Source organism: Mesorhizobium sp. M7A.F.Ca.CA.002.05.1.1 (assembly GCF_003998335.1).
Classification (GTDB): domain Bacteria; phylum Pseudomonadota; class Alphaproteobacteria; order Rhizobiales; family Rhizobiaceae; genus Mesorhizobium.
Map to the genome: position 1 here is coordinate 1 of NZ_RZQI01000617.1, position 3,645 is coordinate 3,645.

General features: G+C 64.3%; 3 protein-coding genes, 1 pseudogene and 1 riboswitch. Of the genes and pseudogenes, 2 read left to right on the plus strand and 2 right to left on the minus strand.

What is annotated here, in order from left to right; translation table 11 throughout:
• Both EN939_RS25145 and EN939_RS25150 read right to left on the minus strand, forming a co-directional pair.
• Positions 1 to 1,284 (minus strand): ABC-F family ATP-binding cassette domain-containing protein (locus EN939_RS25145; protein WP_164751205.1); only part of this gene is annotated, 1,284 nt, incomplete at its 3' end.
• A gap of 1 nt (position 1,285) precedes the next feature.
• Positions 1,286 to 1,930: a thiamine diphosphokinase gene (locus tag EN939_RS25150; protein ID WP_127270152.1), complete on the minus strand. Its 645-nt coding sequence runs from the start codon at positions 1,928 to 1,930 to the stop codon at positions 1,286 to 1,288.
• Positions 1,931 to 2,017: 87 nt separating this feature from the next.
• Positions 2,018 to 2,132: riboswitch (TPP riboswitch) on the plus strand.
• A gap of 43 nt (positions 2,133 to 2,175) precedes the next feature.
• Here EN939_RS25150 and thiB point away from each other — a divergent pair.
• Together thiB and EN939_RS25165 are read left to right on the plus strand one after the other, a co-directional pair.
• Positions 2,176 to 3,174 (plus strand): thiamine ABC transporter substrate binding subunit, encoded by a 999-nt coding sequence (gene thiB, locus EN939_RS25155; RefSeq protein ID WP_127270154.1) that lies wholly within the window; start codon positions 2,176 to 2,178, stop codon positions 3,172 to 3,174.
• Positions 3,175 to 3,425: 251 nt separating this feature from the next.
• Positions 3,426 to 3,645 (plus strand): annotated as a pseudogene (locus tag EN939_RS25165) (thiamine/thiamine pyrophosphate ABC transporter permease ThiP); the annotation flags it as partial.

Consider the following 3,645-nt stretch of genomic DNA (forward strand, 5'->3'; position numbering starts at 1 on the left):
GAGCACCAGAAGGTTTGCCGGCCGCGCCAGCACGCGCGCCAGCAAGAGCCGTGCCCGCTCGCCGCCGGACAATTCGCGCACCGGGGTGCGTGCCTGCTCCGGCTTGAACAGGAAATCCTTCATGTAGGAGACGACGTGGCGCTGCTCGCCATTGATGACGAGGTTCTCGCCGCGCCCGTCGGTGAGATATTGCGCCAGCGTCTCCTGCGGGTCGACCGCCTCGCGCTTCTGGTCGAGCGTGGCGATCTCCAGATTGGTGCCGAGCCGCACCGAACCGGCGTCCGGCTTCATCTCGCCGGTCAGCATCTTCAAGAGCGTCGTCTTGCCGGCGCCGTTCGGCCCGACCAGGCCGACGCGATCGCCGCGCTGGATGCGGGTCGAAAACCCCTTGACCACGGTTAGATCGCCAAAGCTCTTCTCGATGTTCTTCGCCTCGATCACCAGCTTGCCGGACTCGGCGGCGTCGCTCGCCACCATGGTCGCCGACCCTTCGGCACCGCGATGGCCGCGAAAACGCTGGCGCATGGTCTGCAACTCGCCGAGCCGGCGCATGTTTCGCTTGCGCCGCGCCGTCACGCCGTAGCGCAGCCAATGCTCTTCGCGAACGATCTGGCGGCCGAGTTTATGCTGCTCGCGCTCTTCTTCCTCCAGGACTAGGTCGCGCCATTCCTCGAAATGGCCAAAGCCCTTGTCCAGCCTGCGGGTCTGGCCGCGATCGAGCCAGATGGTGGCGCGCGACACACGTTCGAGAAAGCGGCGGTCGTGCGAGATGACGATCAGTGCCGAGGAGGTGCGGATGAGTTCTTCTTCCAGCCATTCGATGACCGAGAGGTCGAGATGATTGGTCGGCTCATCGAGCAGCAGGATGTCTGGCTCCGGCGCCATGACGCGGGCAAGGGCAGCACGCCTCGCCTCGCCGCCCGACAGATCGTTCGGACGTTCCTCACCCGACAGTCCGAGATGCTCCATCAGATAGCTGGCGCGGTAGGGATCGTCGGCAGGGCCAAGCCCGGCCTCGACATAGGCGCGGACAGTGGCAAAGCCCTCCATGTCGGGCATCTGCGGCAAATAGCGGACAGTTGCCGAAGGCTGGCGGAACACCTCGCCGTCCTGCGGCTCGATCAGGCCAGCGGCGATCTTCAGCAGGGTCGACTTGCCCGACCCGTTGCGGCCGACCAGTGCGATCTTGTCGCCGGCCGAAGCCGTCAAGGCGGCGCCGTCGAGCAGCGGCGTGCCGCCGAAGGTCAGTTTTATCCCGTCGAGGTTGAGAAGAGGCGGGGCCATGTCAGCTTTCAGGTAAGGGATAGGGATGAGCGAGCAGCATCGCGCGGCCATGGCCGAGCGCGATTTCGAGGCGGCCCTTGATCTCGTTGGAAATGGTCAGCGACGAACCGAAGGCCACCTTGACGTGGTTCAGCGGCCATTTGGCGCCGGTGACGGTCAACCCGGCAAGCTCGGAAAAGCCGAGCACCGAAAACAGCGTGCCATCGGCATAGTCGAAGCCGGCCGTTCCGCGCAGCAGGGGAATGCCTTCCTGGGCGCCGCTGGTCAGGAGCACATCGGTCCCTGCTTCGGCCAGGCGCAAGGCAAGCGCCAGATGCAGGAAAGCGTGGTCGGCTCGCTTGCCGCCGAAAGCACCTGCTAGCACCAGGCGGGTCGCGCCGCGCTCGAGTGCGGCGGCGATGGCCAGTTCGCCATCGGTCTGGTCCTTTTCCGCCGGGAAGGTCCGGCGAGGCACGGAAGCGAGATCGTCAGGCAGCTTGGCTGGCACGGAATCAAAATCACCCACCCACAGCTCCGGGACAAGGCCGAGCAGCCGTGCATGGCCGATGCCGGCGTCGGCGGCGATGACGCGGGAGCCTTCGACCTGACGGTCGAGCCGTGGCGTGCGGATGAGATCGCCGCCAAGCAGGATGGTGAATGTGCTCATATCGTGTGGCCCTTACCAGCCCGGCACGGGAAACGGAAGGCGGCAAACTCCCACTTGCGTGGCGGATCGGCCCGGCCTATGTGTCGAAACGCTCTAACGGGGTGCCGGACGCGATCTTCGCGGACCGGCTGAGAGGCAGTCTCGCCAACCCGCTGAACCTGATCCGGTTTGTACCGGCGGAGGGATTAGACGTTTCGGACAGTCCGACGCCTCAATTCCTTTCAATTCGAACGAAGGAGGCGCCGATGCGCACGCTTTTATACGCTCTTGTTTCAGCAACGGTCGTGGCCTTGTCCGGACCGGCCTTGGCCAAGGACAAGCTCACCGTCTACACCTATGAGAGTTTTACCGCCGACTGGGGTCCGGGTCCCGTGGTGAAGAAGGCGTTCGAGGCCGAATGCGGCTGCGATGTCGAGTTCGTCTCGGTCGCCGACGGCGTCGCGTTGCTCAACCGCGTCAGATTGGAAGGCGCATCGACCAAGGCCGATATCGTGCTTGGCCTCGACACCAATCTCACCGCCGATGCCAAGGCCTCAGGCTTGTTCGCGCCGCATGGCGGCGTAACTGATGTCAACGTGCCGGGTGGCTGGAGCGACGATACTTTTGTCCCCTTTGACTACGGCTATTTCGCTGTCGTCTACGACACCGAGAAGCTGAAGAACCCGCCGAAAAGCCTGAAAGAGCTGGTCGAAGGCAGTGCCGACGACAAGATCGTCATCCAGGATCCACGCACCTCGACGCCGGGCCTCGGCCTGCTTCTGTGGGTCAAGTCGGTTTATGGCGACAAGGCGCCGGAGGCCTGGGCCAAGCTCAAGCCGAAGGTGCTGACCGTGACGCCGGGCTGGAGCGAGGCCTATGGGCTGTTCACCAAGGGCGAGGCGCCGATGGTGCTGTCCTACACGACGTCGCCGGCCTATCACATGATCGCCGAGAACACCGGGCGCTACCAGGCGGCCTCCTTCGAGGAGGGCGAGTATCTGCAGATCGAGGTGGCGGGTATCACCACGACGGGAGCCAAGAATCCGCTGGCGGCCAAGTTTATGGCCTTCATGACCGGGCCTAAATTCCAGGATGCCATTCCCGAGACCAACTGGATGTTCCCGGCCGGCAAGACCGACAAGCCGCTCAATCCGGCCTTTGATAAACTGGTCAAGCCGACCAAGACCTTGCTGTTCAGCCCGCAAGAGGTCGCTGCCAATCGCAAGGCCTGGGTCGATGAATGGCTTGCGGTGATGAGCAAGTAGGGCGCGAGCCGCGTCGCATGTTTGCGCCAAGCCGCCCCCCTCTGGCCTGCCGGCCATCTCCCCCTCAGGGGGGGATATCGGCAGCTTTATCGCCTCTCTTAGTCCTGCCACTCTTGAGAATAGCGAAGGCGGCTGAGTGCGCAATCTCCCCCCTTGAGGGGGAGATGTCCGGTAGGACAGAGGGGGGTGGGCTGGGCCTTCGCCAGATATTCCCCTCGATCAATACCCGTCGCAGGGTTGGATAGCGCGAGATGCGTACGCGCCATCCAGCCGATCCCCGCGTCAGCGCCGGCATTGTCGCGCTTGCCGCGATCGCGCTGCTGATCGGCGGCGCGTTTGCCGGCCTGCTTTTCGAGGGCGCCCACGATTTCTCGGGCGCCTGGGCAGCCTTCGATCCCTATCTGCTTCGCGTCATTCGCTTCACGCTCTGGCAAGCGGCGCTCTCGACGCTGCTTTCGGCCATCCCGGCGC

Bases quoted from the DNA above. Each gene is read 5' to 3' on its own strand.
- EN939_RS25150 (WP_127270152.1), bottom strand. From the start codon at position 1,930: ATGAGCACATTCACCATCCTGCTTGGCGGCGATCTCATCCGCACGCCA.
- thiB (WP_127270154.1), top strand. From the start codon at position 2,176: ATGCGCACGCTTTTATACGCTCTTGTTTCAGCAACGGTCGTGGCCTTG.